Genomic DNA, 24,941 nt, shown 5'->3' on the forward strand with positions numbered 1-24,941 from the left:
TTCTATACAATTGAATAAAAGGTAAGAAGTACAATCCCTAGAAAAAGAAATGGGACAAATGCGATACATTCCTTAAGATTTCTTCGTATAAGGAAGTACGCTAGCCCTAATAGGCACGCAAGCTCGATAGTTAGAAGTATTTTTGAAAATGGGAAAATAAGTGAGGCACTTGCTAAGTAGAGAAAATCACCTTCCCCAATATTTAGATGTTTTATAAAAGAAAGGAAAGCGAGGATTATCCCTATGGCAAATGTGAGGTAATAGTTGCCCATGAATAGGAGTGGGACTGTTCCAACTATCCAGATCAGAAGTGGATAGGATTTCTGTTTCAAATCAAAAATAGATAAACAAAGGCTGAAGTAAAGAAAGTAGGTTACTTCAAGATTTAAAAAGTCATAGAAATATAGAAGACATATTATCCCACAAAATATTTCCATAAAGAGGTAACGAAAAGGTATAGGAGACTGACATGAACGACATCGAGATTTTAAGAAAAGTTGTGAGAGGATAGGAATCATCTCGGAAAAACGCAACTGATGCTCGCAATGGCTACAGTGACTACTAGGAAAAATAATCGAGTTCTCAGGAAAACGATCACAAACTAGTCCGATAAATGAGCCTAAAGAGGCTCCTAGAAAAAAATAAATAATGCTTAACATACCTAATTATTCGAAAAAGAATGAGAAAAAGCATTTCACTTGCATATTATTTAGAAATATTCTAAAATAAAAGTGTAAATAATAGTAATTCTAAATAAGGAGAATTAATATGGTAGATTCAATTAAAGAAACAATCAATGAAACGGTTAACCAACAAGCTGAAACTCCAACAAATACAAAAACTAAAGCAGTTTTGAATCAAGCAGTTGCTGATTTGTCTGTAGCAGCTTCAATTGTTCACCAAGTTCATTGGTATATGCGTGGTCCTGGTTTCCTCTATCTTCATCCAAAAATGGATGAATTGATGGATAGTTTGAATGCTCATCTTGATGTTATTAGTGAACGTTTGATTACTATCGGTGGGGAACCATACTCAACTTTGGTAGAATTTTCATCTAATTCAGGCTTGACTGAAACTACTGGCACATTTGATAAACCGATGTCTGATCAAATTCAATTATTGGTTGATACATACAAATATTTGTCAGTATTGTTCCAAGTTGGTTTGGATATCACAGATGCAGAAGGAGATGCTCCTTCAAATGATATCTTCACTGCAGCTAAATCTGAAATTGATAAGACAATCTGGATGTTGACTGCTGAACTTGGACAAGCACCTGGATTGAGATAAGCATTTTTGAGTTAAGATGATTGTCAAGAGTTCCTCTAAAAGTGTATAATAAACGTAAAATACTTTTAGACGAAGGGAGGCGGCGATATGTCTGAGCATCGACGTAGTCTAGGCGTTTATGAAGATGTCCTAAATCAGTTAAAAGCTAAGGGAATTCGGTTGACGGAATCTCGTAAAGCTGTTATTCGTTATTTGATGATGTCTGATCAACACCCTAGTGCAGATGTGATATATTATGACCTTCTCCCTGATAATCCTGGGATGAGCTTGGCGACGGTCTATAACAACTTGAAGGTGTTGGTTGAAGAAGGGATTGTCTCTGAAATTAAGGTTAATAATGATAATACAACCTATTATGATTTTATGGGACATGATCACTTAAATATTGTTTGTGAAAAATGCGGTCACATTACCGACTTAGACCTACCAATTCCGTCTTTCAAGGAAGAGGTAGAATCACAAACTGGCTTTCGCATTACTCGTGAACAGATGATATTACATGGGATTTGCCCAAACTGTCAATAACCTGAGTCTTAATGACTTAGGTTTTTTAAGTCTTGAAGTATACAATAATCTGTAAAGGTTTTCAAAACTATCTTGTCATGGCAGAAGCTTTTTGCTAAAATATTGCTATGAAAACTTTATATGACGTTCAACAGTTGTTGAAACAGTTTGGCATAGTGGTTTACCTAGGGAAAAGGCTCTATGATATCGAAATGATGAAGATTGAATTAGAAGCCCTCTACCAGAATGGTTTAGTGGACAAGGACAACTATCTTACTGCTGAAATGATTTTACGACGTGAACATCGCATTGAAATGGAGAAAGAAAATGGCTAAAAAACTCTTAGGAATTGACCTTGGTGGAACAACTGTTAAGTTTGGTATTTTGACTTCGGAAGGTGAAGTGCAAGAAAAATGGGCTATTGAGACAAATACGCTTGAAAATGGTCGCCACATCGTTCCTAACATTGTAGAATCTTTGAAACACCGTTTGGAAATGTATGGACTTACTGCTGAAGACTTCATTGGAATTGGTATGGGTTCTCCAGGTGCAGTTGACCGTGAAAATAAAACAGTAACGGGTGCTTTTAACTTGAACTGGGCAGAAACTCAAGAAGTTGGCTCTGGCATTGAAAAAGAACTTGGTATTCCATTCGCTATTGATAATGATGCTAATGTGGCTGCACTGGGGGAACGTTGGGTTGGTGCTGGTGCTAACAATCCAGATGTTGTCTTTGTAACATTGGGTACAGGTGTTGGTGGCGGTGTTATCGCTGATGGTAATTTAATTCATGGGGTTGCCGGTGCTGGTGGTGAAATTGGTCACATTATTGTTGAACCTGAAACAGGATTTGAATGTACATGCGGAAACAAGGGGTGTTTGGAAACTGTAGCTTCAGCAACAGGTGTTGTACGTTTAGCACGTCATTTGGCAGAAGGATACGAAGGGAACTCTTCTATTAAAGCTGCTGTAGATAATGGTGAGCAAGTGACAAGTAAAGATATCTTCGTAGCTGCTGCTGAAGGTGATAAGTTTGCTAATAGCATTGTTGATAAAGTCTCTCAATACCTCGGACTTGCAACAGCAAACATTTCAAACATTCTTAACCCAGATTCAGTTGTAATCGGTGGTGGTGTTTCAGCAGCTGGTGAATTCTTGCGTAGCCGTGTTGAAGGATACTTTACACGTTATGCATTCCCACAAGTTCGCCGTACAACAAAAGTGAAATTAGCAGAGCTTGGAAATGATGCTGGAATCATTGGAGCTGCTAGTCTTGCACTTACAATTGATAACTAATGACAGAAGGTGTGTCTGACCAATTATAGGTGGACAGCACCTTTTTCTTGTTGAAAAACGTTTACAATCAGCTGAGCTCTGCCATTTTGTCGAAAATGTGGTATACTTTAAAAGTTGAAATAAAAATTAAAGAGGAAAAAATGACTAAACTTAGAGAAGATATCCGTAACGTAGCCATCATTGCCCACGTTGACCACGGTAAAACAACACTTGTTGATGAATTGTTGAAACAATCACACACTCTTGATGAGCGTAAAGAGCTTGATGAGCGTGCAATGGACTCAAACGATCTTGAAAAAGAACGTGGAATTACAATTCTTGCCAAAAATACAGCCGTTGCTTATAACGGTACACGTATCAACATCATGGATACACCAGGTCACGCGGACTTTGGTGGAGAAGTTGAACGTATCATGAAAATGGTTGATGGGGTTGTCCTTGTTGTCGATGCCTACGAAGGTACAATGCCTCAAACACGTTTTGTGCTGAAAAAAGCGCTTGAGCAAAACTTGACACCTATCGTTGTTGTTAACAAGATTGATAAACCATCAGCACGTCCTGAAGAAGTTGTTGATGAGGTTCTTGAACTCTTCATCGAGCTTGGTGCCGATGATGATCAGCTGGAATTCCCAGTTGTGTATGCATCAGCGATTAACGGTACATCATCATTGTCAGATAACCCTGCTGATCAAGAGCACACTATGGCTCCAATCTTTGACACTATTATTGATCACATCCCAGCTCCTGTAGATAACTCAGATGAGCCTCTTCAATTCCAAGTGTCGCTTCTTGACTACAATGATTTCGTTGGTCGTATCGGTATTGGACGTATCTTCCGTGGAACTGTAAAAGTTGGTGACCAAGTTACCCTTTCAAAACTTGACGGAACAACAAAGAACTTCCGTGTTACTAAACTTTTCGGTTTCTTTGGTTTGGAACGTCGTGAAATTGAAGAAGCAAAAGCCGGTGATTTGATTGCCATCTCAGGTATGGAAGACATCTTCGTTGGTGAAACAATTACACCAACTGATGCTGTTGAACCATTGCCAGTTCTTCGTATTGACGAACCAACACTTCAAATGACTTTCTTGGCGAATAACTCACCATTTGCCGGCCGTGAAGGTAAACACGTGACATCACGTAAGGTTGAAGAGCGTCTTTTGGCAGAGTTGCAAACAGACGTTTCTCTTCGTGTTGATCCAACTGATTCTCCAGATAAATGGACTGTATCAGGTCGTGGTGAATTGCACTTGTCTATCCTTATTGAAACAATGCGTCGTGAAGGATACGAACTTCAAGTGTCTCGTCCAGAAGTTATCATTAAAGAAATTGATGGCGTGAAATGTGAGCCATTTGAACGTGTTCAAATTGATACTCCAGAAGAGTACCAAGGTTCTATCATCCAAGCCCTTTCAGAACGTAAAGGTGACATGCTTGATATGCAAATGGTTGGTAACGGTCAAACTCGCCTTATCTTCCTTGTACCAGCTCGTGGACTTATCGGATTCTCTACGGAATTCTTGTCTATGACACGTGGTTACGGTATCATGAACCATACCTTCGACCAATACTTGCCAGTTGTTGCTGGTGAAATTGGTGGACGTCACCGTGGTGCCCTCGTTTCTATCGATACAGGTAAAGCGACAACTTACTCAATTATGCGTATCGAAGAACGTGGTACAATCTTTGTTAACCCAGGTACTGAAGTTTATGAAGGTATGATTGTTGGTGAAAATGCTCGTGAAAATGACCTTGGTGTCAATATCACTACAGCAAAACAAATGACAAACGTGCGTTCAGCAACTAAGGACCAAACGGCTGTTATCAAGACTCCACGTATCTTGACTCTTGAAGAATCACTTGAATTCTTGGATGACGATGAGTACATGGAAGTAACGCCTGAATCTATCCGCTTGCGTAAACAAATTTTGAATAAAGCAGAGCGTGATAAAGCCAATAAACGTAAGAAAAAAGCAGCAGAAGCTGAATAATATATAGAGAGGAGAAGAGATGTTTTATCTGATTGTTGCTATATTGATTGCATCATTCTATTTCTTTATTGCACCAAAGTCGGTAAAAAACACCATGAATCTTCTCTTTGTCATGGCTACCTTAGCATTGCTCCTACTTTTAGCAGTGCTATCAATCATTAAATTCTTCAGTTTACCTGGTGAGTTCTTTGTTACGGTGGGAATGCTTGTATTGAGCTATTTCACCTTGAAAGATCTTTTCGCTATGTCAGAGCTTAATCATGAAAAAGCTGAACATGAAGATAAATAAGTAGCATGAGATTAAAAGTCAATCGAATAGATTGGCTTTTTCTTTTGCCAAGAAGAGGTAACTCCTTGAAATAGCTTGGGATAAAGGGTAAAATGATTATGATACAATTTGAGAGAATGGACGAATTATGAAATCAGTAACACAATTTGAAAATAAAAAAGTTTTGGTCCTTGGTTTGGCTAAATCTGGTGAAGCAGCTGCCCGCCTATTGGCTAAGTTGGGTGCTATTGTCACAGTAAATGATGGGAAACCATTTGAGGAAAATCCATCAGCACAGACGCTTCTTGAAGAAGGGATTAAGGTTGTCTGTGGCGGACATCCTCTTGAACTATTGGATGAAAATTTTGAATTAATGGTGAAAAATCCTGGAATTCGTTATGACAATCCAATGGTAGCTCGTGCACTTGAAAAAGGCATTCCTGTTTGGACTGAAGTGGAATTAGCTTACCTAGTATCTGAAGCACCTATTATCGGTATTACAGGCTCAAATGGTAAGACAACAACGACAACTATGATTGCTGATGTCCTAAACCATGGTGGCAAATCGGGTGTCTTGTCTGGAAATATCGGTTTCCCTGCGTCAGAAGTTGCACAGTCAGTTACTGCTCAAGATACCTTAGTTATGGAATTGTCTTCTTTCCAATTGATGGGGATTGACAGCTTCCATCCACATATTGCTGTGATTACTAACTTGATGCCGACACATATTGACTATCATGGTAGTTTTGAAGAATATGTGGCTGCTAAATGGAATATTCAAAATCAGATGACTGCGGATGATTTTGTTGTTTTGAACTTCAATCAAGATTTAGCTAAGGAATTGGCTACACAAACTAAAGCACAAGTAGTTCCATTCTCAACAGTGGAAAAAGTAGATGGTGCCTATCTTGAAAATGGTGGTCTCTACTTCAAAGGTGAATTGGTGATGCAAGCCGATGAGATTGGCGTTCCTGGTAGTCACAATGTTGAAAATGCCTTGGCAACTATAGCTGTAGCAAAATTGTCAGGTATTTCAAACCAAGCTATCAAGGAAACTCTCGCAAGCTTTGGTGGGGTTAAGCACCGTCTCCAATTCGTTGACACTATCGATGAAGTGAAATTCTATAATGATAGTAAGTCAACAAACATTTTAGCGACACAAAAAGCACTTTCTGGTTTTGATAATAGCAAAGTCATTTTGATTGCCGGTGGTTTGGACCGTGGTAATGAATTTGATGAACTCATTCCTGACATTACTGGTCTTAAGAAAATGGTGATTTTAGGAGAATCAGCTCCCCGTGTCAAACGTGCTGCTGATAAAGCGGGCGTGACTTATCTTGATGCCAAAGATGTGGCAGATGCGACACGTATTGCTTTTGATCAAGCAAGTGCAGGAGATGTTGTCTTGTTGAGCCCTGCAAACGCAAGTTGGGATATGTACAAGAATTTCGAAGTGCGTGGTGACGAATTTATCACAACTGTTGAGCAATTGAAGGGATAGTCTATGGCAAAAGCGAAAAAGATTGTTTTTACCGGTGGTGGAACCGTTGGACATGTGACTTTAAATCTTATCTTAATTCCAAAATTTCTCAAAGATGGATGGGAAGTGCACTATATCGGTGACAAGCACGGGATTGAACATGAGCAGATTGATAAATCTGGCTTAGATGTGACTTTCCATAGTATTGCTACAGGTAAACTACGTCGTTATTTCTCATGGCAAAATATGTTGGATGTCTTTAAAGTTGGTTGGGGGATTCTACAGTCTATTGCAATTATTGCCAAGATTCGCCCCCAAGCACTCTTTTCAAAGGGTGGATTTGTCTCAGTTCCACCGGTAATTGCTTCTAAATTATTAGGAGTTACTGTATATGTGCATGAGTCTGATCTCTCTATGGGCTTGGCCAATAAAATTGCCTATAAATTTGCGACTACTATGTTTACGACTTTTGAACAATCAAAAGGATTGGCGAAGACAAAACATGTAGGTGCTATTACAAAGGTAGGAATGGCGACATCCAATCAGTCTGATGCCCTTGAAAAGATTAAAGAACAGTTTGATGACAACTTAAAAACTGTCCTTTTCATTGGTGGTTCAGCTGGTGCAAAGGTATTTAATGATTTTATTAGTAATACTCCACAACTGACGGAAAAATATAATGTCATTAATATTTCTGGGGACTCTTCATTGAATACCTTAGAACGTCATCTTTATAGAGTTGATTATGTGACAGAATTGTACCAACCTCTTATGGATATGGCAGATTTAGTTGTAACTCGTGGTGGCTCAAATACGATTTTCGAATTGTTGGCTATGAAAAAACTTCATTTAATTATTCCTTTAGGGAAAGAAGCTAGCCGAGGAGACCAACTTGAAAATGCTACTTATTTTGAACGAAAAGGTTATGCACGTCAATTACAGGAAACAGAATTAAGTTGGGAAACCTTAAATCATGAGCTTGAACAACTTGTTGAACATGCAGAGACTTACAAAGAAGCTATGGCTAAATCTGAGGAAATCACTTCTCCTGATGATTTTTATAACCTATTAGTGACTAGTATTTCAAAAAAATAAAGGAATTTCATGGCAAAAAAGGATCAAGAATCACAAGAAAAACAAGTTCTCACAGAGTGGCAGAAGAGAAACCTCGAATTTTTGAGAAAAAAAGAAACCGAAGATTCTGAAGAATTTGCGAATGGAAAGGTCGTTCATTCACAAGAAGCGACTTCAAATGAGAGCCAGCCACCAGTGAAAAAGAAGGTTAAAAAGAAAAAAAAGACCAAAAGGAAGAAACGAAAAAAAGGTAATACAACTAGTAATATTCCAATTGCACAACAAAATCTTGCAGGACTAGTTGTTTTTATCGCTGCACTCCTAATCGTATTTTCACTTTTCTTTATTTCACCTTGGTCAAAACAAAAGGTTCTCACTGTATCAGGAACAAAAAATGCTTTACCAGAAGATGTGAAAGTTGCAAGTGGTATTCTTGATACAGACTATATTACTCATGTCTTTTTCAACCAAGGAAAGGTTGCATCAACTGTTGAAAAAACCAATGTTTGGGTTAAAAAGGCTACAGTTACATATAGTTTTCCAAATCAATTTAATATTGCGGTAAAAGAATACCCAATCGTGGCTTATCGTCAAACTACAAATGGTTATGTTTCTATTCTTCAAAGTGGTAAGACAGGAGGAACGGTTTCAACTAGCAATCTACCTGATAAATTCATCACTTTAAAAATGGATGACGAGAAGAAAATCGAAGAATTAGTAAAAGAATTAAATAAACTTGATACAAAAATCAAGAATAATATTCAAATTATTAATCTTACGCCTACTAAAGCAACTTCAGATTTACTAACGATTGAGCTGTATGATGGCAATTCCATTCGTGTTCCTCTTTCTCAATTAACGGTTAAGCTTCCTTACTACGAGAAAATTAAGAGTCAACTTTCAGATGGAAGTATTGTAGATATGGAAGTTGGACTTTATACAACGACTCCTGAAGTTGAATCATCAAAAACTGATGGGGATAAAAAGAAAGACAAAGATAAGACTGATAAAAAGGAAGAAAATCCAACTTCTGAAGAAGGTCAAGATACTACAACATCAACGGAACAGCATTCTGAAGAAGAAACTAATTCTGAAAATTCAGGTATTCAACCAGAAGAAAAACCAAGTGTTGGTCAAGAAACAACTCTTCGGACTTCCTCTGCTCAAGGCTAATATTGAATAATAAAAAACGTAAAATGCTGACATTTTACGTTTTTTTATGGTACAATAGTATCCGAATAATTCTGTTTTTATACAGTTTACAAAGATATTGAATGGAAAGATTGAGAGGTCGAGTGAATGGCTAGAGATGGCTTTTTTACAGGATTAGATATAGGAACTAGCTCGATTAAGGTTCTTGTTGCTGAGTTTATTGATGGATCAATGAATGTCATCGGAGTAAGTAATGTTAAGAGTTCTGGTGTGAAAGATGGCATCATTGTTGACATTGACGCTGCAGCGAAATCAATCAAAACAGCTATTGAACAAGCAGAAGAAAAAGCTGGGATTGTTATTGAGCAAGTCAACGTTGGGCTTCCAGCTAATCTTCTTCAAATTGAGCCTACACAAGGTATGATTCCTGTAACAAGTGAATCAAAAGAAATCAAAGATGAAGATGTTGAAAGTGTTGTTCGCTCAGCCTTGACAAAGAGCATTACACCTGAGCGTGAGGTTATCTCACTAGTTCCTGAAGAGTTTATTGTTGATGGCTTCCAAGGAATTCGTGATCCTCGTGGAATGATGGGAATCCGTCTTGAAATGAGAGGTCTCATTTACACAGGTCCAACAACAATTCTTCACAACCTTCGTAAGACAGTTGAACGTGCGGGTATTCAAGTAGAGAATATTATCATCTCTCCTCTTGCAATGACACGTGCTGTTCTAAATGAAGGTGAACGTGAGTTTGGTGCTACTGTTATTGATATGGGTGGCGGTCAAACAACTGTTGCAAGCATGCGTGCTCAAGAACTTCAATTTACCAATATTTATTCTGAAGGTGGCGAGTACATCACTAAGGATATTTCAAAAGTTTTGAAGACTTCAATGCAGATTGCTGAAGCACTTAAGTTCAATTTTGGTAATGCAGATATTGAAGAAGCAAGCGAAACAGAAACTGTCCAAGTAGAAGTTGTAGGTGAGAATTCACCAGTTGAGATTACAGAAAAATACCTTGCTGAGATTATCTCAGCTCGTGTGAAGCATATCCTTGATAGAGTTAAACAAGACTTGACTCGAGGACGTCTACTTGATTTGCCTGGTGGCATTGTCCTTGTAGGTGGAACAGCTATCATGCCAGGTGTGGTTGAAGTTGCTCAAGAAATTTTTGAGACAAATGTTAAACTTTACGTGCCAAATCAAGTTGGTATCCGTAATCCAATGTTTGCAAATGTGATTAGTCTTGTTGAGTATGTTGGTCTTCTTACAGAAGTTGATATCATTGCACAACAGGCTGTGTCTGGTGAAGAGTATCTTCGTCGTAAACCAATCGACAATGAGGCTCCTGCCTTGAGTTTTGATAGAACTCCTGCTCCAGCACCTCGAGTGGCTCCTCAGCCAAGTCCTGTTCCAGTTGAGAACACCATTGAGGTACCTCTGCCAGTTGAAGAAGAAAATCATGAACAAAAACAAAAACTTGGTGATCGTGTTCGTGGTATTTTCGGCAGTATGTTTGATTAATTGAATCTAGTAAAAGCGAGGAAATAAAATGAGTTTTTCATTTGATAGCGCATCAGTTCAAGGTGCGGTAATTAAAGTTATCGGTGTCGGTGGAGGTGGCGGAAACGCCATCAACCGAATGATTGAAGAAGGTCTTGCTGGTGTTGAATTTATTGCAGCTAATACTGATATTCAAGCACTCAGCTCTTCTAAAGCAGAAACAGTAATCCAATTGGGTCCTAAATTGACTCGTGGCCTTGGTGCCGGAGGTCAACCTGAAGTTGGTCGTAAGGCAGCTGAAGAAAGTGAAGAAACACTTACAGAAGCACTTACAGGAGCTGATATGGTCTTTATCACTGCTGGTATGGGTGGTGGCTCTGGTACAGGGGCAGCACCAGTTATTGCACGTATTGCGAAAAGCTTGGGTGCATTGACAGTTGCAGTTGTGACACGTCCATTTGGATTTGAAGGTAACAAACGTGGTGCCTTTGCTGTCGAAGGTATTCAAGAGTTGCGTGAGCAAGTTGATACCCTTCTTATTATCTCTAACAATAACCTTCTTGAAATCGTTGATAAGAAAACACCACTTCTTGAAGCTCTTAGTGAAGCAGATAATGTTCTTCGTCAAGGGGTCCAAGGTATTACGGACCTTATCACTAACCCAGGTTTGATTAACCTCGACTTTGCCGATGTGAAAACAGTTATGGCAAATAAAGGTAATGCACTTATGGGTATTGGTATTGGTTCAGGTGAAGAACGTATTGTTGAAGCTGCGCGCAAAGCAATCTATTCACCACTTCTTGAAACTACTATTGATGGTGCAGAAGATGTTATCGTTAACGTAACTGGTGGTCTTGATATGACGCTTACAGAAGCAGAAGAAGCATCTGAAATTGTTGGTCAAGCAGCTGGTAGCGGTGTTAACATTTGGCTTGGTACATCAATCGATGATACATTGAAAGATGAAATCCGTGTAACTGTTGTTGCAACTGGAGTTCGTCAAGATCGTGCTGAAAAAGTATCTGGTATGAAAGCTCAGCCACGTAAAGTGACTACAGCTCCTTCACAACCATCAGCTCCTGCTCAACAAGTTGTTCAAGAAGAGCAACGTCCAGTTTCTCAACCTTCATTTGAACGTCAACCAAATTTTGACTATAATGAAACACCTTCAATGCCTCAAGCAGGAGTTCGTCCTGCAGCGGCAGCTCCTCAACAAGAGCAGTCAGCTTTTGGTAATTGGGATTTGAGACGTGATAATATTTCTCGTCCTGAAACTGGTCAACTAGATAGTCAATTGACTATGTCTACATTCTCAAGTGATGTTGAAGATGATGATGAATTGGAGACACCACCATTCTTTAAAAATCGTTAATAATGACTATAGAAGAGAATAAAAATAATGTTTATCAAGCGGTAAAAGAAGCATGTGAAAAGGCTAATCGCTCTAGTAATGAAGTCAATATTATTGCCGTAACCAAATATGTTTCAAGTGATGTCGCTGAAGAATTGGTTCAAACGGGAATTAAGCACATTGCTGAAAATCGCGTTGATAAATTCTTAGATAAGTATCAAGCTTTAAAAAATTATGATTTGACTTGGCACCTTATTGGTACCTTGCAACGTCGTAAAGTAAAGGATGTTATTAATTTAGTTGATTATTTTCATGCTTTGGATTCTGTTAAATTAGCAGAGGAAATTCAAAAGCGTGCCGATCATACTATTAATTGCTTCCTACAAGTTAACGTTTCAGGGGAGGAATCAAAACATGGTTTTTCAGCTGAAGAACTTGATACTGTTCTAAAACAAATTGAAAATCTTGATAACATTTGTATCGTTGGCCTAATGACTATGGCTCCAATTGATGCAGATGCTCAAGAACTTGATAAGATTTTTTCTGAGACAAATAAGCTTAGACAATCAATTCAAGAGAAAAAACTAAAGAATGTTCCTTGTGATCAGTTAAGCATGGGGATGAGTCGAGACTATGACATGGCTATTCAGAATGGATCAACCTTTGTCAGAATAGGCAGTGCATTCTTTAAAGAGAACGGAGAATAACCTTATGGCATTAAAAGACGCAATTGATAAAATTGTTTCATATTTTGATACCGACGAAGTAACAGATTATGAAGATGCTGCTAAAGAAGAGGCTAAAGAACGTCCAGTAAAAGCACGTCCAGTAAAAGCACAGAGACCTGTGCAGACACCACCTCCTCGTCAGCAACGTCAACCTGAGCGTTCTCAGGCAACAGTCCCTCCTCGTCGCCAACATGTTAATTCAGACTTACAGGAAACTCAAGTCCTTCGTAGTTTACCTCTGAGTCGTTCACAAGCAAATCAGGGACCACAACAAATGAATACAACTAAAACAACAATTGCAATTAAATATCCTAAAAAGTATGAAGATGCTCAGGAAATTGTAGAACTATTGATTGAAAATGAATGTGTTTTAATCGATTTTCAATATATGTTGGAAGCGCAAGCTCGTCGTTGTCTTGACTTTATTGATGGTGCTAGCAAGGTACTTACAGGCAACTTGCAAAAAGTCGGCTCTTCAATGTATTTGCTTACGCCAATTAATGTCGTAGTTGACATTGAAGAGATTGGTTTGGCTCACGGCAACCAAGAAGCTAATTTTGACTTCGACATGAAGAGACGTTAAGTGATGTCAGTATTACTTTATGTTATTTGGGCACGTGTTGTTAACGTGATAGAGATTCTTCTTGTAGTCTATGCTTTGTTATCCTGGTTTCCAGGAGCTTATGATACTAGCCTTGGAAGAATCATTAGACAAATTGTTCAACCGATTCTCGCACCATTTCGTCGCTTGAATTTAGCTTTTGCTGGTATTGATTTTTCAATAATCGTAATTGTACTTCTACTAAACTTTTCACTTAGAATTCTTAGATTTATTCTACTCTGATGTCAGATATTAAAAAAATTGAACAGCATTACTCGTTAGATGAACGGCCTTTTCTAGAGAAGGTTAGGGGATTTTGTCATTTAGTTGATGAGAGGTACAGTCCTTACTTAACTGATTTCTTGAACCCTCGTGAAATTCAGATTGTTGAAGAGTTGGCTCATTATTACAATTTAAAATTTTTTGTGAGTTCAACTCTTGAATCTGAAGAGTATGGAAGAGTGATACTTGCTCCCGAATATTACGAGCTTGAAGAAGATGACTTTGAAATTAAACGATTAGAAATCTCATATGCGAGACAGTTCAATAAATTGACACACCCAAAAGTTTTGGGAGCACTGATTAATCAGCTTGGTCTTGATCGTCAAGTATTTGGAGATATTATTCTTGATGAAGAAGGACGCGTTCAATTTTACATTGCTTCTCATTTAGCAAGTTATGCGATAATGACTATTACTAAGATTGGTAATGCTTCGGTTACTCTAAAAGAAGTAAGTAAAGACGATTGGATTTCAAATCAAGAAAAGTATTCAAAAACTTTTGTCTTACTTTCCAGTATGCGTCTTGATAATGTGTTAGCGACGGTATTAAACTTATCTCGTTCTAACGCCTTAAAACTTATTGCTTCTGGAAAAGTAAAATTAAATTATAGACAAGTTGAGAAGGCTGATCAGGCAGTTATTATTGGTGATATGATTTCGGTTAGAGGTTATGGTCGATTTCGACTAGCTCAACAAGACGGATTTTCAAAGTCCGGGAAAGCTAAAATCGTTATTGAAAGTCTGTTAAGACGGAGAAAAAAGTAGTTATTTAATTTAAACCATTAAATATGGTAATGAAAAATAAAGGAGGCCTGTAATGGCTATTACAGCACTTGATATTAAAGATAAACAGTTTACAACTAAATTTCGTGGATATAATGAGCAAGAAGTTGATGAATTTCTTGATATTATTGTAGACGATTATGAAGATTTAGTTCGTGACAATCGTGAACTTGCTGCTCGTGTAAAAGAGCTTGAAGAAAAATTGGCTTATTTTGATGAAATGAAAGAATCATTGAGTCAATCAGTTATTTTGGCTCAAGAAACAGCTGAAAAAGTTAAAGCTTCAGCGGCTGACGAATCAGCTAACTTGATTAATAAGGCTAACTTCAATGCTACTCATTTGGTTGAAGAAGCTAAATCTAAGGCATCTGAAATTCTTCGTGATGCAACAGATGAAGCCAAACGTGTTGCCATCGAAACGGAAGAACTTAAACGTCAAAGTCGTGTCTTCCACCAACGCCTATTGGCTGCAGTTGAAGGTCAGCTTAGCTTGGCAAGTGCTCCAGAATGGGGTGAATTGTTGCAACCAACAGCTATTTATCTTCAAAATTCAGATGCTGCCTTTAAAGAAGTTGTTGAAAAAGTTTTGGATGAACATGTACCTGATTCAAATGATGCAGCTTCATTTGATGCAACTCGTCAATTCACTCCTGATGAAATGGCTGAACTTCAACGTCGTGTTGCTGAAAGTAATAAACAAGTTGAAGATTTCTCTAGTCCAGAAGTTGATGAAACAAACGAAGTTGTTTCAACTCCAGTTGATTTTGGTATTCCAGACACTTTCGAGAGTGAAGTAGCAGATTTCCCAACTTCAGCACCAGTAGATGAAGATTTTGATTTGCAACCTGAGTCAACAGGTGAAATTAATCTTAACGAAACACAAACGTTTAAATTGAATATTAGCGAATAAGAAAAATACAACTTACCAAGTATATTAACAGCGAGTGGGAGATGGTGTGAGTCCCACATTCCCTATTTGGATAGTTATCATTTTCAAGCATTCTAACTGAACTAAGTAAGTTAGAAGGATGGTCCTCCTTACGGACATATGAGGGAGCAAATGTTTTTTGCTCTGAATTAAGGTGGTACCACGAGCTTTCGTCCTTTTTGATGAAGGCTCTTTTTATTTAGTAAATTAATTTAAAGAGGAGATATAATGAAACTCAAAGAAACCTTAAATCTAGGTAAGACAGCTTTTCCAATGCGAGCTGGACTTCCTAACAAAGAACCAATCTGGCAAAAAGAGTGGGAAGATGCTAAGATGTATCAACGTCGTCAAGAGTTGAACCAAGGTAAACCTCACTTCACTCTTCATGATGGTCCTCCGTATGCCAATGGTAATATTCACGTTGGACATGCGATGAATAAAATTTCTAAGGATATCATTGTTCGTTCAAAATCAATGTCTGGTTTCTATGCTCCTTACGTTCCTGGTTGGGATACGCATGGTCTTCCAATTGAGCAAGTGTTGGCAAAACAAGGTGTGAAACGTAAAGAACTTGATCGTGCTGAATATCTTAAGATGTGTCGTGATTATGCACTTTCACAAGTTGACAAACAACGTGAAGATTTCAAACGTCTTGGTGTTTCGGCTGATTGGGATAATCCATATGTTACTTTGACACCAGACTATGAAGCTGCACAAATCCGTGTCTTTGGTGAGATGGCTAAAAAAGGTTACATCTATCAAGGCGCAAAACCAGTTTATTGGTCATGGTCATCAGAGTCAGCACTTGCTGAAGCAGAAATCGAGTACCATGATTTAGTTTCAACCTCACTTTACTATGCCAATAAGGTTAAGGATGGTAAAGGAGTACTAGACACAGATACATATATCGTAGTTTGGACAACAACACCATTTACAGTAACAGCTTCACGTGGTTTGACTGTTGGTGCTGATATTGAATACGTTCTCGTAAAACCTGCCGGAGAAAACCGAAAATTTGTCGTTGCTTCTGAATTACTTAATAGTCTTTCTGAGAAATTTGGTTGGACTGATGTGGAAGTACTTCAGTCATACCGTGGTGAAGAATTGAATCAAATCGTCACTGAACACCCATGGGATACAGAAGTTGATGAGCTTGTTATCCTTGGTGATCACGTAACTACAGATTCAGGTACAGGTATCGTCCATACGGCTCCTGGTTTTGGTGAGGATGACTATAACGTAGGTATTGCTAATGGCCTTGAAGTTGCCGTAACCGTTAATGAGCGTGGTATCATGATGGAAAATGCTGGTCCTGATTTTGAAGGTCAGTTCTACGATAAAGTGGCGCCAATCGTTATGGAAAAACTCGGTGATTTGCTCCTTGCTAAAGAAGAAATCTCACACTCATACCCATTTGACTGGCGTACGAAGAAACCAATCATCTGGCGTGCCGTACCACAATGGTTTGCTTCTGTTTCTAAATTCCGTCAAGAGATTTTGGATGAGATTGAAAAAGTTAAATTCCATTCTGAGTGGGGTAAAGTTCGTCTTTACAACATGATTCGTGACCGTGGTGACTGGGTAATCTCTCGTCAGCGTGCCTGGGGTGTGCCACTCCCAATCTTCTATGCTGAAGATAAAACACCAATCATGACCGAAGAAACAATCGAACATGTGGCTAAACTTTTCGAAGAGCACGGTTCAGTTATCTGGTGGGAACGTGATGCCAAAGATCTTCTTCCAGAAGGCTTTACACATCCAGGTTCACCAAACGGAGAGTTCACTAAAGAAACTGACATTATGGACGTATGGTTTGACTCAGGTTCATCATGGAATGGTGTTGTAGTTAACCGTCCTGAGTTAACTTATCCAGCTGACCTCTATCTTGAAGGTTCAGACCAATATCGTGGATGGTTTAACTCATCACTTATCACATCTGTTGCTAATAATGGTGTTGCACCATACAAACAACTCTTGTCTCAAGGTTTTGCGCTTGATGGTAAGGGTGAAAAGATGTCTAAATCCCTCGGTAATACTATTGCTCCTAGTGATGTTGAGAAACAATTTGGTGCTGAAATTCTTCGTCTTTGGGTAACAAGTGTTGATACAACTAATGACGTTCGTATCTCAATGGATATCCTTAGCCAAGTATCAGAATCTTATCGTAAGATTCGTAACACACTTCGTTTCTTGATTGCTAATACATCTGACTTCAATCCAACAACTGATGCAGTAGCCTTTGAAGACTTGCGTTCTGTAGATCAGTACATGACTATTCGATTTAACCAATTGGTTAAGACTATTCGTGATGCCTATGCAAACTTTGAGTTCTTGACTATCTACAAAGCCTTGGTTAACTTTATTAACGTTGAGTTATCTGCATTCTATCTTGATTTTGCCAAAGATGTGGTTTATATTGAGAGTGCGGAATCACTTGAACGTCGTCAAATGCAAACAGTCTTCTACGATATTCTTGTCAAGATTACAAAACTATTGACACCAATCCTTCCTCACACTGCAGAAGAAATTTGGTCATATCTTGAATTTGAAACAGAAGACTATGTTCAATTGTCAGAGTTACCAGAAGCAGAAGATTTTGTGGGTCAAGATGCACTTCTTGAAAGATGGAATGCCTTCATGGATTTCCGTGGCCAAGCTCAAAAAGCTTTGGAAGAAGCTCGTAATGAAAAAGTTATTGGTAAATCGCTTGAAGCTCATTTGACTATCTATCCTGATGATGAAGTCAAAGAACTTATTGAAGGTTTGAACACTAACCTTGCTCAACTTTTGATTGTTTCAGCATTGACTATTGCTGAAGGAGAAGCACCTGAATCTGCTGTAAGCTTTGAAGGTGTGGCATTCACAGTAGAACGTGCTACAGGTGATGTCTGTGACCGTTGTCGTCGTATCGATCCAACTACTAAAGAGCGTAGCTACAACGCGACTATCTGTGATCACTGTGCTAGCATTGTTGAAGAAAACTTTGCTGAAGGTGTAGCAGAAGGTTTTGAAGTAAAAGCAAAATAAAATAAAAAGAGTTCACCGTGAACTCTTTTTTCTATTTGTTTTTCGAATATAGTATTGAACACAATAAAAAACTAGCTGAGCTAGTTTTTTATTATAGTCCGTAGTTATAATCATCGTCTTGCATGGCTTCGACAGTTCCTAGAAGGTAACCATTACCAACTTGAGAGAAGAAGTCGTGGTTGGATGTTCCTGTAGAAATACCATTCATAACGATTGGGTTAACATCGTTCGCACTATCTGGGAAGAGTGGATCTTGTCCTAGGTTCATAAGAGCTTTGTTGGCGTTGTAACGAAGGAAAGTCATGACTTCCTCAGTCCATCCAACACCGTCATAAAGAGATTTAGTGTAGAGCTCTTCATTTTCATACAATTGGTAGAGAAGATCATACATCCATTCACGGAAACTTTCTTGTTCTTCCTCAGGCAATTCGTTGAATCCAAGTTGGAATTTATAGCCAATATAGGTTCCGTGAACAGATTCATCACGGATAATAAGTTTAATGATTTCAGCAACGTTAGCTAGCTTGTTATTACCAAGATAATAGAGTGGAGTAAAGAACCCTGAATAGAAAAGGAATGTTTCAAGATATGTTGAAGCAACCTTCTTCTGAAGAGGCGTTCCATTTTCATAGATATCGTTAATGATTTTCGCCTTGGTTTGGAGGTATTTGTTACTGTTAGTCCACTCGAAAATTTCTTCAATTTCAGATTTAGTATTCAAAGTTGAGAAGATTGAAGAGTAAGATTTGGCGTGAACAGACTCCATGAACTGAATGTTGTTCAATACAGCTTCTTCATGAGGTGTACGGACGTCTGCACGAATGGCTTCAACACCCGTTTGAGATTGCATGGTATCTAGCAATGTTAAACCACCGAAAACTTTTCCAACTAAATCTTTTTCTTCAGCGGAAAGTTTACGCCAGTCATCAAGGTCATTTGAAAGTGGGATACGTGTATCTAGCCAAAATTGCTCGGTCAATTTTTCCCAGGTAGATTTATCAATCGCATCTTCGATTTCATTCCAGTTAATGGCTTTGTAGTAAGTTTCCATTAGAAACCTCTTTCTTTATTGATATCGTTACTATTTTATCATAATTCAAAATCATGATATAGTTTTTTGAGTTGATCTATTAAAAAAGTCGGCAAACCGACCTTTTAATGCATTTTGTAAATAAGAGTAGTGAAGTTGCTATCGTTAAATCACTATCTTAAATGACACAGCTTTCACATTGGTTAGAACCAACCTCTTCCCCATCATCTGTATAAGTACGGATGTAGTAGATTGATTTAATTCCTTTGTTAAAGGCGTAGTTACGAAGGATAGAAAGGTCACGAGTTGTTTGTTTATTTTCTGTTTTCCATTCGTAAATTTCTTTTGGTAACTCACTACGCAAGAATAGGGTTAATGACAAACCTTGATCAACGTGTTCAGTCGCAGCGGCATAGACGTCGATAACTTTACGCATGTCCATGTCGTAGGCTGAAGTGTAGAAAGGAATTGTGTCTGTTGAAAGACCGTTGGCCGGATAGTAAATTTTTCCGATTTTCTTTTCTTGACGTTCTTCAATACGTTGTGTGATTGGATGGATAGAAGCAGAACAGTCATTAATATAAGAGATTGAGCCATTTGGTGCAACAGCCAAACGGTTTTGATGGTAGAGTCCATCTTTCTTAACGAGTTCACGTAGTTCTTCCCAATCTTTGGCTTGTGGAATGAAGTGACCATCGAAAAGTTCTTTGATACGGTCAGATTTAGGAACGTATTGGCCTGTAACGTATTTATCAAAGTAAGAACCATCAGCATATTTTGATTTTTCAAAACCGACAAAGGTTTCTTGACGTTCGCGGGCAATATTGTTAGATTCAACCAAAGTCCAGTAGTTCATAAGCATGAAGTAGATATTAGTGAATTCAACAGATTCGGGGCTACCATACTCGATATGGTGTTTAGCAAGGTAAGAGTGAAGCCCCATAGCTCCTAAACCAAAGGTATGAGCTTGTTGGTTACCATTTTTGATGGATGGTACAGCATCAATACTTGAACTATCTGTAACAAAGGTAAGTGCACGTGTCATAGCCTTAATCGAACGTCCGAAGTCAGGAGATGTCATCATGTTAAGGATATTAGTTGATCCAAGGTTACATGAAATATCTGTACCGAGTTTGACAAACTCTTGTGCATCGTTAAGTTCACTTGGTGTTTGAACTTGGAGAATTTCAGAACAGAGGTTGGACATGACGATCTTACCATCAATTGGGTTGTGTCGATTGGCTGTATCAACATTGACAATATATGGATAACCTGATTCTTGTTGGAGTTTAGAAATTTCAGTTTCTAGCTCACGTGCATTAATCTTGGTTTTTGTAATATTGGGATTGGCCACCAACTCATCATACATAGCTGTAATATCAATGTAGTTATATGGTTTACCATACTCTTTTTCGACTGAGTAAGGGCTGAAGAGGTACATATCTTCATTATTACGTGCCAACTCGTAGAATTTATCTGGAACTGTAACACCAAGTGATAGTGTCTTAACACGCACCTTCTCATCGGCATTCTCTTTCTTAGTAGAAAGGAAGGCAAGGATATCTGGGTGGAAAACATCCAGGTAAACAACACCAGCACCTTGACGTTGGCCAAGTTGGTTTGAGTAAGAGAAGCTATCTTCAAAAAGCTTCATAACAGGTACGACACCAGAGGCTGCCCCAGCGTATCCTTTGATAGGAGCACCAGCTTCACGTAGATTGGATAGGCTAATACCTACCCCACCACCAATACGTGATAACTGGAGGGCCGAGTTGATAGAACGTCCGATTGAATTCATGTCATCCGTTACTTGAATAAGGAAACATGACACGAGTTCACCACGACGGCTACGTCCAGCATTTAGAAATGAAGGAGTAGCAGGTTGGTAACGTTGGTGAATCATTTCGTTAGCAAGGTCACTAGCAAGGTTTTCATCACCATCAGCAAAGTAAAGGGCGTTGAAAAGAACGCGATCTTCAATACTTTCGAGGTAAGACTCGCCATCGTTTGTTTTGAGGGCATATTGTTGGTAGAACTTGTAGGCTGCCATGAAAGATTGGAAGCGGAATTTTTGAGAATGAATTTCTGCAGACAACTTTTCGATGAAAGCAGGTTCGTATTTACCGATGAATTCAGACTCGATATAATCGTTCTCAATCAAATAATTAATTTTATCTGTGATGCTGTTGAATGCCATTGAATTTGGCTTAACGTTTTCAAGGAAGAAGGCACGAAGTGCTTCTTTGTCCTTATGCAAAGGAATTTGACCGTTAACAGGACGGTTAATTTCGTTGTTGAGGCGGAAGTATGAGACATCGCCAAGATTTTTTAAAGACATAATACAGATACCAGGCTTACTTAGTTTAATAGTATATTAAGGTTAAAACATTATACTAAGCAGACAAGTTCCTTTCTATTTAAAAACTTGATAATTAAAGGATTTCTTTAAGTTTAGTCGGTTGAAAACCTGAAAAGACGATATCGCCTGCTTCAATAACTGGAGCAGCAGTGAAACCAAGACTTTTTACGTAATCGATTTTTTCTGGTTGTTCATCAATGTTGATTTCTTCGAAATCAGCACCTTCCTTTTCCAAGAATTTTTTAGTCATTTTACACTGCATGCAGTTGTTTTTAGAAAACAATGTAATCTTTGCCATTGCAAATACTCCTTTGTAAAAAGATTTTAAGTGGCCAAGAGAGCCACTTTTTTAACTCTAATAGAATACCCAAAATATTGGGAAAAATCAAGCTAAATATCTTAAGGAAATACAATATTTTGTGTTTAGTATTGAAACACAACCCTATATCTTGTGTTTCAAAGGCTTTTTTAAGTTCTCTAAATTAAATAGAATTTGTTTATGAAAATGGCTAAAAAAGAAATATCTCACCATATATGTTATGTAATATAACATCAAAATGCCGATTCTATTTGTTTTTTCAAAAATAACAGTGTAGAATAAAGAAAATTTTTAACTAATGGAGGTTCAAGTATGCAAGAATACTGTTCAAATCTAACTGTAAATGGTAAGACATTCTCTTTCTATGATCTCGAAAAAGCAGCAAAATCTCATGATGTTAAGGTCGGAGAACTACCTTATACCATTCGAATACTACTTGAAAGTCTCCTCAGAAAAAAAGATGGTGTCGATGTTAAGGAATCTCACATTTCTGATCTAATAAAATTTCCGAATTTTCCAACAATTTCTGAAGTACCTTTTAAACCAAGTCGTGTTATCTTACAGGATTTTACAGGGGTTCCTGTTGTTGTTGATTTAGCTTCCATGCGTGATGCTATAGTGGCTAATGGAGGTAAAGCCGAATTTATTAATCCCGAGATTCCAGTAGATTTGGTCATCGACCACTCTGTCCAAGTTGATTCATATGGATGTGATACTGCTCTTGAAGATAATATCAATCTAGAGTTTAAACGTAATAACGAGCGCTATGAGTTTCTTAAGTGGGCCGAACAGTCTTTTGAAAATTACCGTGCTGTTCCACCAGCAACAGGGATTATTCATCAGGTTAATATTGAATTTTTGAGTGATGTCATTATTGAAAATGATGGGCTCCTATATCCTGACTCTATGTTTGGTACAGATAGTCACACGACTATGATTAATGGTATTGGCGTTCTTGGTTGGGGTGTTGGTGGAATTGAAGCTGAAGCAGCTATGCTAGGTGAAGCGTCTTATTTCCCAATTCCAGAGGTTATTGGTGTACATCTGACAGGTGAGCTGCCTAAAATTGCCACAGCAACAGATTTGGCTCTCAAGATTACTCAGGTGCTTCGTTCTGAAAATGTGGTTGGTAAATTTGTTGAGTACTTTGGACCTGGCTTGAAGAGTTTATCTCTAGCTGACCGTGCTACTGTCGCTAATATGGCACCGGAATATGGTGCGACTTGTGGTTATTTTCCTATTGATGACGAGACTCTTAACTACATGCGTTTAACTAATCGTGATGAGGAACATATCCAAGTCACTGAAGCCTATACAAAAGCCAATCATCTTTTCTATGATCCAAGTAAAGAAGCCAAGTATACTAAGATTGTTGAAGTCGATTTGTCATCTATTAAACCTTCTATCTCAGGTCCTAAACGTCCACAAGATTTGATTCTTTTATCTGATGCTAAGCAAGAATTTCAAGATGCAGTGGTACGTGAAGCAGGTGTCCGTGGTTTCGGTTTGGATAATGAAGAGTTAGCAAAAACTGCAAAAGTTGATTTTGAGGATCATTCAGAAATAATTCAAACGGGTCATGTTGCCATTGCAGCAATCACATCATGTACCAATACCTCTAATCCTTACGTTCTTATGGCAGCCGGTCTTTTAGCCAAAAAAGCTGTTGAGAAAGGATTAAAAGTATCTCCAACAGTGAAGACATCTTTAGCACCAGGTTCTAAGGTTGTTACTGGTTATCTCAAAGCTTCAGGCTTGCAAACCTATCTAGATAAGCTTGGCTTTAACTTGGTAGGTTATGGTTGCACAACTTGTATTGGTAACTCAGGAGATTTACGTCCTGAAGTGGCTAAGGCTATTGTAGACAATGATCTCTTAGCGAGTGCTGTGTTGTCAGGAAATCGTAATTTTGAAGGGCGTATTAATCCACTTGTTAAAGCGAATTTCTTAGCTAGTCCACCATTAGTTGTTGCTTATGCCTTGGCTGGTAACACGAATATTGATTTGACAACTGAGCCTCTAGGCTTTGACGACAATGGTCAAGCTGTTTATTTAGAGGAGATTATGCCATCTCGTGATGACATTGAGACTTATGTTGATAAATACGTCACCCGTCAACTCTTCCAAGATGAATATGCCAGTGTCTTTTCTGATAGCGAGAAGTGGAATGCCATTCCTACTGAACAAAGTCAAAATTATAAATGGAATCAAAACTCTACCTATATTCAAAACCCACCTTACTTTGATGCTTTAGGAGATGATTTGAGTATTAAACCATTGGATGATTTGAAGGTTTTGGCTAAATTTGGAGATACGGTTACAACAGACCATATTTCTCCAGCGGGTAATATTGCCAGAAATAGCCCAGCAGCTCGTTATTTGACTGAGAATGGTGTTGATTATCAAGAATTTAATTCTTATGGTAGCCGTCGTGGAAATCACGAAGTCATGATGCGAGGAACTTTTGCTAATATTCGTATAAAGAATGAGCTAGCAGATGGAAAAATTGGTGGATATACTAAATATGATGGTGATATTCTACCTATATATGATGCTGCTATGAAATATAAAGAAGCTAATCAAGATACGCTTGTAATTGCTGGTAAGGATTATGGTATGGGCTCTAGTCGTGACTGGGCTGCTAAAGGTGCAAATCTCCTTGGTGTAAAAGTAGTGCTTGCTGAGAGTTTTGAGCGTATTCACCGTTCAAATCTAGTTATGATGGGGATTTTACCAGTACAATTTATGGAAGGGGAAAATGCTGAAAGTCTTGGATTGACAGGGCATGAGACCTTTAGCTTCGATCTTTCAGAAAATCCAGGTGTCCATGATGTTATCACTGTTACAGCTTCAACACCTGAACAAACCAAAACCTTTAAAGCCTTGGTACGCTTCGATGCAGATGCTGATATTCGCTACTATAAAAATGGTGGTATCTTACCAATGGTTGTAAGAAAAAAATTGAAGGGAGCCTAA

The 24,941-nt window shown here is 38.3% G+C and carries 22 protein-coding genes and 1 other annotated feature; of the genes, 18 read left to right on the forward strand and 4 right to left on the reverse strand.

The genetic code is table 11. From position 1 onward, the window contains the following. Nucleotides 1-2: 2 nt before the first annotated feature. Nucleotides 3-659 (reverse strand): prepilin peptidase, encoded by a 657-nt coding sequence (locus BSR19_RS04125; RefSeq protein WP_073685358.1) that lies wholly within the window; start codon nt 657-659, stop codon nt 3-5. 109 nt (nt 660-768) lie between these two features. On the opposite strand from BSR19_RS04125, the gene BSR19_RS04130 reads away from it, so the two are divergent. The 17 genes from BSR19_RS04130 to ileS all read left to right on the forward strand — a co-directional run bounded on the left by BSR19_RS04130 (nt 769) and on the right by ileS (nt 18,257). Beyond that, nucleotides 769-1,290 (forward strand): Dps family protein, encoded by a 522-nt coding sequence (locus BSR19_RS04130; RefSeq protein ID WP_049545835.1) that lies wholly within the window; start codon nt 769-771, stop codon nt 1,288-1,290. 87 nt (nt 1,291-1,377) lie between these two features. Then, nucleotides 1,378-1,815, forward strand: a complete 438-nt coding sequence (locus tag BSR19_RS04135) for a Fur family transcriptional regulator (RefSeq protein WP_002884117.1) — start codon at nt 1,378-1,380, stop codon at nt 1,813-1,815. Between the two features lie 107 nt (nt 1,816-1,922). Further along, nucleotides 1,923-2,129: a YqgQ family protein gene (locus BSR19_RS04140; RefSeq protein WP_002890657.1), complete on the forward strand. Its 207-nt coding sequence runs from the start codon at nt 1,923-1,925 to the stop codon at nt 2,127-2,129. Then, nucleotides 2,122-3,090, forward strand: coding sequence for an ROK family glucokinase (locus tag BSR19_RS04145; protein ID WP_156246623.1), 969 nt, complete (start codon nt 2,122-2,124; stop codon nt 3,088-3,090). The genes BSR19_RS04140 and BSR19_RS04145 overlap by 8 nt, the downstream gene beginning before the upstream one ends. A 140-nt stretch (nt 3,091-3,230) precedes the next feature. Continuing rightward, nucleotides 3,231-5,081 carry a translational GTPase TypA gene (gene typA, locus BSR19_RS04150; RefSeq protein WP_002884130.1) on the forward strand — a complete coding sequence of 617 codons (1,851 nt, stop codon included), beginning with the start codon at nt 3,231-3,233 and terminating at the stop codon, nt 5,079-5,081. Nucleotides 5,082-5,100: 19 nt separating this feature from the next. Continuing rightward, entirely contained in the window at nt 5,101-5,370 is a 270-nt protein-coding gene (locus BSR19_RS04155) for a DUF3165 family protein (RefSeq protein ID WP_156246624.1), read from the forward strand. Nucleotides 5,371-5,497: 127 nt separating this feature from the next. After that, nucleotides 5,498-6,850, forward strand: coding sequence for a UDP-N-acetylmuramoyl-L-alanine--D-glutamate ligase (gene murD / locus BSR19_RS04160; RefSeq protein ID WP_002884010.1), 1,353 nt, complete (start codon nt 5,498-5,500; stop codon nt 6,848-6,850). A 3-nt stretch (nt 6,851-6,853) separates the two neighbouring features. Beyond that, a complete protein-coding gene (locus BSR19_RS04165; protein ID WP_156246625.1) occupies nt 6,854-7,924 on the forward strand; it encodes a UDP-N-acetylglucosamine--N-acetylmuramyl-(pentapeptide) pyrophosphoryl-undecaprenol N-acetylglucosamine transferase in 1,071 nt (356 codons plus the stop codon). Between the two features lie 9 nt (nt 7,925-7,933). Then, nucleotides 7,934-9,076 (forward strand): cell division protein FtsQ/DivIB, encoded by a 1,143-nt coding sequence (locus BSR19_RS04170; RefSeq protein ID WP_156246626.1) that lies wholly within the window; start codon nt 7,934-7,936, stop codon nt 9,074-9,076. A 126-nt stretch (nt 9,077-9,202) separates the two neighbouring features. Continuing rightward, entirely contained in the window at nt 9,203-10,579 is a 1,377-nt protein-coding gene (gene ftsA / locus BSR19_RS04175; RefSeq protein WP_002884067.1) for a cell division protein FtsA, read from the forward strand. Nucleotides 10,580-10,607: 28 nt separating this feature from the next. Beyond that, nucleotides 10,608-11,930 (forward strand): cell division protein FtsZ, encoded by a 1,323-nt coding sequence (gene ftsZ / locus BSR19_RS04180; RefSeq protein ID WP_002884133.1) that lies wholly within the window; start codon nt 10,608-10,610, stop codon nt 11,928-11,930. Between the two features lie 2 nt (nt 11,931-11,932). Beyond that, nucleotides 11,933-12,616, forward strand: a complete 684-nt coding sequence (locus tag BSR19_RS04185; RefSeq protein ID WP_073685361.1) for a YggS family pyridoxal phosphate-dependent enzyme — start codon at nt 11,933-11,935, stop codon at nt 12,614-12,616. Nucleotides 12,617-12,620: 4 nt separating this feature from the next. Further along, nucleotides 12,621-13,220, forward strand: a complete 600-nt coding sequence (locus tag BSR19_RS04190) for a cell division protein SepF (RefSeq protein ID WP_037600934.1) — start codon at nt 12,621-12,623, stop codon at nt 13,218-13,220. 3 nt (nt 13,221-13,223) lie between these two features. Next, the gene (locus tag BSR19_RS04195; protein WP_002890670.1) at nt 13,224-13,481 is read left to right on the forward strand and encodes a YggT family protein; all 258 of its coding nucleotides are present in this window, start codon (nt 13,224-13,226) and stop codon (nt 13,479-13,481) included. Further along, on the forward strand, nt 13,481-14,284 hold the full coding sequence (locus BSR19_RS04200; protein WP_073685362.1) for a YlmH family RNA-binding protein: 804 nt from the start codon (nt 13,481-13,483) through the stop codon (nt 14,282-14,284). The genes BSR19_RS04195 and BSR19_RS04200 overlap by 1 nt, the downstream gene beginning before the upstream one ends. Nucleotides 14,285-14,336: 52 nt before the next feature. Further along, nucleotides 14,337-15,212 (forward strand): DivIVA domain-containing protein, encoded by an 876-nt coding sequence (locus tag BSR19_RS04205; RefSeq protein WP_002884119.1) that lies wholly within the window; start codon nt 14,337-14,339, stop codon nt 15,210-15,212. Further along, nucleotides 15,199-15,411 (forward strand) — a binding site (T-box leader). (Overlaps the previous gene by 14 nt.) A gap of 47 nt (nt 15,412-15,458) precedes the next feature. Next, on the forward strand, nt 15,459-18,257 hold the full coding sequence (gene ileS / locus BSR19_RS04210; RefSeq protein WP_156246627.1) for an isoleucine--tRNA ligase: 2,799 nt from the start codon (nt 15,459-15,461) through the stop codon (nt 18,255-18,257). Between the two features lie 91 nt (nt 18,258-18,348). On the opposite strand, the gene nrdF is transcribed toward ileS, so the two are convergent. From nrdF to nrdH, 3 genes are all read right to left on the reverse strand, one after another. Next, nucleotides 18,349-19,308: a class 1b ribonucleoside-diphosphate reductase subunit beta gene (gene nrdF, locus BSR19_RS04215; protein WP_002890675.1), complete on the reverse strand. Its 960-nt coding sequence runs from the start codon at nt 19,306-19,308 to the stop codon at nt 18,349-18,351. A 157-nt stretch (nt 19,309-19,465) separates the two neighbouring features. Next, complete coding sequence (nrdE, locus tag BSR19_RS04220) at nt 19,466-21,625, reverse strand: class 1b ribonucleoside-diphosphate reductase subunit alpha (protein WP_002890676.1); 2,160 nt, start codon at nt 21,623-21,625, stop codon at nt 19,466-19,468. A gap of 94 nt (nt 21,626-21,719) precedes the next feature. Next, nucleotides 21,720-21,944, reverse strand: a complete 225-nt coding sequence (gene nrdH, locus BSR19_RS04225) for a glutaredoxin-like protein NrdH (RefSeq protein WP_004182714.1) — start codon at nt 21,942-21,944, stop codon at nt 21,720-21,722. Nucleotides 21,945-22,277: 333 nt separating this feature from the next. On the opposite strand from nrdH, the gene acnA reads away from it, so the two are divergent. Beyond that, the gene (acnA, locus tag BSR19_RS04230; RefSeq protein ID WP_060972746.1) at nt 22,278-24,941 is read left to right on the forward strand and encodes an aconitate hydratase AcnA; all 2,664 of its coding nucleotides are present in this window, start codon (nt 22,278-22,280) and stop codon (nt 24,939-24,941) included.

Origin of the sequence: Streptococcus salivarius (assembly GCF_009738225.1) — a bacterium.
GTDB lineage: Bacteria > Bacillota > Bacilli > Lactobacillales > Streptococcaceae > Streptococcus.

Bases quoted from the DNA above. Each gene is read 5' to 3' on its own strand.
- BSR19_RS04195 (WP_002890670.1), top strand. From the start codon at position 13,224: ATGTCAGTATTACTTTATGTTATTTGGGCACGTGTTGTTAACGTGATA.
- ileS (WP_156246627.1), top strand. From the start codon at position 15,459: ATGAAACTCAAAGAAACCTTAAATCTAGGTAAGACAGCTTTTCCAATG.
- BSR19_RS04130 (WP_049545835.1), top strand. From the start codon at position 769: ATGGTAGATTCAATTAAAGAAACAATCAATGAAACGGTTAACCAACAA.
- BSR19_RS04145 (WP_156246623.1), top strand. From the start codon at position 2,122: ATGGCTAAAAAACTCTTAGGAATTGACCTTGGTGGAACAACTGTTAAG.
- BSR19_RS04205 (WP_002884119.1), top strand. From the start codon at position 14,337: ATGGCTATTACAGCACTTGATATTAAAGATAAACAGTTTACAACTAAA.
- murD (WP_002884010.1), top strand. From the start codon at position 5,498: ATGAAATCAGTAACACAATTTGAAAATAAAAAAGTTTTGGTCCTTGGT.
- acnA (WP_060972746.1), top strand. From the start codon at position 22,278: ATGCAAGAATACTGTTCAAATCTAACTGTAAATGGTAAGACATTCTCT.
- BSR19_RS04140 (WP_002890657.1), top strand. From the start codon at position 1,923: ATGAAAACTTTATATGACGTTCAACAGTTGTTGAAACAGTTTGGCATA.
- ftsA (WP_002884067.1), top strand. From the start codon at position 9,203: ATGGCTAGAGATGGCTTTTTTACAGGATTAGATATAGGAACTAGCTCG.
- nrdE (WP_002890676.1), bottom strand. From the start codon at position 21,625: ATGTCTTTAAAAAATCTTGGCGATGTCTCATACTTCCGCCTCAACAAC.
- nrdF (WP_002890675.1), bottom strand. From the start codon at position 19,308: ATGGAAACTTACTACAAAGCCATTAACTGGAATGAAATCGAAGATGCG.
- BSR19_RS04165 (WP_156246625.1), top strand. From the start codon at position 6,854: ATGGCAAAAGCGAAAAAGATTGTTTTTACCGGTGGTGGAACCGTTGGA.
- ftsZ (WP_002884133.1), top strand. From the start codon at position 10,608: ATGAGTTTTTCATTTGATAGCGCATCAGTTCAAGGTGCGGTAATTAAA.
- BSR19_RS04170 (WP_156246626.1), top strand. From the start codon at position 7,934: ATGGCAAAAAAGGATCAAGAATCACAAGAAAAACAAGTTCTCACAGAG.
- BSR19_RS04125 (WP_073685358.1), bottom strand. From the start codon at position 659: ATGTTAAGCATTATTTATTTTTTTCTAGGAGCCTCTTTAGGCTCATTT.
- BSR19_RS04135 (WP_002884117.1), top strand. From the start codon at position 1,378: ATGTCTGAGCATCGACGTAGTCTAGGCGTTTATGAAGATGTCCTAAAT.
- typA (WP_002884130.1), top strand. From the start codon at position 3,231: ATGACTAAACTTAGAGAAGATATCCGTAACGTAGCCATCATTGCCCAC.
- BSR19_RS04200 (WP_073685362.1), top strand. From the start codon at position 13,481: ATGTCAGATATTAAAAAAATTGAACAGCATTACTCGTTAGATGAACGG.
- BSR19_RS04155 (WP_156246624.1), top strand. From the start codon at position 5,101: ATGTTTTATCTGATTGTTGCTATATTGATTGCATCATTCTATTTCTTT.
- BSR19_RS04185 (WP_073685361.1), top strand. From the start codon at position 11,933: ATGACTATAGAAGAGAATAAAAATAATGTTTATCAAGCGGTAAAAGAA.
- BSR19_RS04190 (WP_037600934.1), top strand. From the start codon at position 12,621: ATGGCATTAAAAGACGCAATTGATAAAATTGTTTCATATTTTGATACC.
- nrdH (WP_004182714.1), bottom strand. From the start codon at position 21,944: ATGGCAAAGATTACATTGTTTTCTAAAAACAACTGCATGCAGTGTAAA.